The organism is Pseudomonas sp. rhizo66 (assembly GCF_031931925.1).
In the GTDB taxonomy this organism is placed as follows: Bacteria; Pseudomonadota; Gammaproteobacteria; order Pseudomonadales; family Pseudomonadaceae; genus Aquipseudomonas.
Genome location: NZ_JAUJWZ010000043.1, coordinates 1 through 3,566 on the forward strand (window position 1 = coordinate 1; position 3,566 = coordinate 3,566).

3 protein-coding genes and 1 pseudogene are annotated in these 3,566 nt (G+C 52.2%); all 4 read left to right on the top strand.

Features of this window, described 5'->3' with window-relative positions; genetic code table 11:
- Positions 1-982, top strand: a pseudogene (locus QZR14_RS27845) (hypothetical protein); the annotation flags it as partial.
- 208 nt (positions 983-1,190) lie between these two features.
- Positions 1,191-1,538, top strand: a complete 348-nt coding sequence (locus QZR14_RS27850) for a hypothetical protein (RefSeq protein ID WP_311998303.1) — start codon at positions 1,191-1,193, stop codon at positions 1,536-1,538.
- Positions 1,539-1,733: 195 nt separating this feature from the next.
- A complete protein-coding gene (locus QZR14_RS27855) occupies positions 1,734-2,000 on the top strand; it encodes a short-chain dehydrogenase (protein WP_250605032.1) in 267 nt (88 codons plus the stop codon).
- 177 nt (positions 2,001-2,177) lie between these two features.
- Positions 2,178-2,942 carry a hypothetical protein gene (locus tag QZR14_RS27860; protein ID WP_311998304.1) on the top strand — a complete coding sequence of 255 codons (765 nt, stop codon included), beginning with the start codon at positions 2,178-2,180 and terminating at the stop codon, positions 2,940-2,942.
- Positions 2,943-3,566: the final 624 nt, after the last annotated feature.

The following is a 3,566-nucleotide window of genomic DNA, read 5'->3' on the forward strand; positions in this document are numbered from 1 at the left end:
AGGCGCAACGCTGGTGGCGCCGTTTCTCGGCACCCAAGACAAAGACCGCGTGACATTTTACTGGCGCGGCTCGGCCAGCGGCGGCAGCACCAGTGATTATCTGGACATGATTCCGGCCACAGTAGGCAAACCGGTGAAACTCACGATTGCCAAGACATACGTGACCGCCAACCTCAACGGCACAGTGGTGGCGGATTACAAGATTGAGCGAGGGGGAGAAACGTTGGGACATTCGCAGGAGTTGAAACTGCGGATCGGCGTGGCGCTGGATCTGAAAGAACCGAAGATCAAGGAAGCCGACCACAACATTCTCGATCCGTTCGCGGCCCAAACCACCCTGACGGCTGTGATTCCGGCCTATTCAAACATGATCGGTACCCAAGTCACTGTGACCTGGAGCGGCGCGCCCGGTCAGGGCAGCGAAACAACGGACCCCGTCGATATCACCGAGCAGGCGGACAAGGAAGTTACATTGTCCAAGTCAGTGGTTCCGTTCAATTTGGGCAAACAGGTGAGCGTGACTTACACCGTGATCCGCAATTCAGTACCGCAGGGCTCGGATGAATTGCTTCTTGGCGTACTGCCGATCACCGATGGCGATCCAAGGTTAGGTATGCCATTGATCGTCGAAGCTGCAAATAGCGGTAACGGCCCTACGCTCGACATCAGCGCGTTGACCACTAACCCAACGATGCGAGTGAACAGCTACCCTTTCATTGCTCTGGAGCAATATGTCTGGCTGCGTGTGACAGGTACCCTCAACGATACGAACGGCAGCGAGTATGCAAAAACTTTCTGGCAGCCACCAGGTTCGAAAACCAACAGTACGTGGATCAGCCAAGGCTTTCAGACCCACACAATCCCGCTCGCCGATTTGAAAAATTTGAAGAACGGCAGTGACTTGAAAATGGTATTTAAAACAGGGTTGGGGGGGAAGTGCGGACGAACGGCAGGCGACGACAATCAAAGAGCGTATTTATAACGTCAAGAAAGATAGTCCTCTCAGCTGGGATACTACACCATTGACGATCCAAACCAGAAGTATAAGGTTCGAGGGCGCTAGACCAGGTTGGGACATACGGGCAAACGTGGAACCAATGTACGCAACTCGATCAGCCTCGGGAGGAGTTACCCCATACACATTCACGTCAGCTAATGAAGATATCGTCTCTGTTACCGGAAATGGGAGAATGCTATGCACTGGTGTAGGAAAAACCATCATCACGCTCAAAGATGCAGAAGGCACAACTAAATCTCTCGAAGTAACGGTCTCTTCAACTGCATATACTCTTCTATACTCTTCGCAACCTGGCACTCAACAGGAGTTCGTGGCATGGACAAAACAAGTTGGTGGGAGCATCCGTCTCCCTGGATTCATGAGCTCTCTTTTCCAAAAGCTGTATTATCAAAACAGCCCCCTGTGGTTTCATGCAACCAACATAAGCGACCAATCTTCTGACTATGTATTAAACAATAGTTTTACCTTCCAATATTCGCCTCGCCCCAATACACTGCCTTTTTTAACCATCAAGGAATAACCGAGCACTTTACGGCGGAGGCAGATGACCGCCGCTGTATCTGTTGAAAGTTCGCAGCCTGCGGCAGCTCCTACACTGATTGTGTATGAACTGCCGCAGGCTGCGAATTATTATGCGGAGGAATCTGAGAGATTGTCGCGCATTGGTGCTGGCTTCCGTCGCCGGTTTGCAGGCCGCGCAGGCCGGAGGTGAAGCATGAGTGCGCACATTTCCATGACCCACAACGAGGACAGCATTCCAGTATTGCTGGTCTCCAGCGAAGCCCCGCTGGATGTCTTGCACAACAGCGCGGCCAGTCGCTTTCTGGCGGTGACGCAGATGATGGAAAGTCTGGCCAGCCTGGATATCTCGTCGGCCAAGGGTGCCGATGTACAGCAACTGGCCCATGCCGCCGCGATGTTGCTCCGCGATGGTTGTGACGTAATGGATGTGCTGGGGCGGCAGATTCGGTTGCGGGTCTGAAGTGCAAACGGTGGAGAAGTGAATCTCTCCGCACAAAGCGTTCCACTCCTCCTGTAATCCAGGTTCACGCGCTACCGCTCATCGGTTTCATACCCGCACCTGTCAGGTCTGACAGGTGCGCAATTGTTCAGCATGCGCTCTCATGGCTCCTGTCCCACTCAATGCAGGAGCTTCAACATGACGACTTACAGAACGAACAATGCTTCACCAACACTGACATCAATCAAAGGCTTGGGCAGCGGTATCGAAATTCCCTCTGAGGGGTTCACAGTGGAAACCTCATTTATGATTAGCGGCACGGCCGCCGTAGGTCATAACGTTGAGGTATTCGACGCAAATGTGCCCAAAGGCAAGACTACCGCAGATGCGATAACCGGCAACTGGAGTTTACCGGTTGGTGGCCTGACCCCGTCCATGCACAGCTTTACTGCTAGTACTCCGGATGACTCGTCGAGTTCTCCCGCAAGAACATTTACCGTACTCCCGCAATGTTTTACCGAGGAATTCGTAAAGTATCCTCAAGGGTCCATAACGACGCTCGAAACCGATTACATGACAATCACTTCTGCAGCGCAGCCAAGGAGTGACCTTAGAATCATCAATAGCGCCGAACAACATCTCCTGTACTTTTTACGTCGAGTGGAAGGATCTTTAAGCGCAACAATGGATATAAAAGTGCCTTGCTCGCGAATCGAATTGAAGTACATGGTGTATTCAGGCGGCACTCCTGACGGAATATTTACTGCCAGCTTTTACGACGAAAAATCCAACCTACTAGAGACATTAGAAATCCCGACAGTGGAACATACTGAATATCTGACCGTAGCCGTTGAACAAGCTGGCATTAAAAAAATCGAGTTCAGTCTTGATGGAGCCTCTGTCGACAGCGGCAATCTGTTGGCCGTCAGCGTGGACACCATCACCTTTACTGCCCAGGCATAGCCATAAGCAAGTAACCCAATAACACGAGCCTGCCCGAAAGCGAACTGTGACAGATGTAAGCATTTATCCCCAGTACACCGATATTAATGGCAGGTGTAAGACCGCTATCGCGAGCAGGCTCACCTTTTACAAGACAATGCATCAGGGCTGAAACCACTCCTGACGTTCGTTGAAGAATTAGACGGGGCCAGACTACGTTTCCTGAATTTTGCCTAAAAGATCGCGGCCTCGGTAACTCCTAAACAATCTATTGTCGGAGCTGCCGCAGGCTGCGATCTTTTGTGTTGGAGAAACCTGGCAAACTGTTGACGCACATAGCGTCGTCCCTACAAAGAATCCCGCCAAACTCGGGCAGACTGCAGCGGTTGACTGCCCTGTCCTCACTCCCTATCCTCGCGCCTGTCACGACTCATTCGTGATCGGGTTTGACGGCCCGAAGTATTCCTAGGTCCTTGCATAGCTTCTATGGCAGCTGTGCGTGGGGCGCTTTCGAGTGCGCCGGGTTCCTAGGACCGGTCCGTCAACCCGCGTACAGTTGCCACCTAAATCGTTTGACGGCGAACAAGTGGCGACTTCATTTCCTGGGAGTTACACATGACCGATCCAACCACAAGACCCACCCCC

Bases quoted from the DNA above. Each gene is read 5' to 3' on its own strand.
- QZR14_RS27850 (WP_311998303.1), top strand. From the start codon at position 1,191: ATGCTATGCACTGGTGTAGGAAAAACCATCATCACGCTCAAAGATGCA.
- QZR14_RS27860 (WP_311998304.1), top strand. From the start codon at position 2,178: ATGACGACTTACAGAACGAACAATGCTTCACCAACACTGACATCAATC.
- QZR14_RS27855 (WP_250605032.1), top strand. From the start codon at position 1,734: ATGAGTGCGCACATTTCCATGACCCACAACGAGGACAGCATTCCAGTA.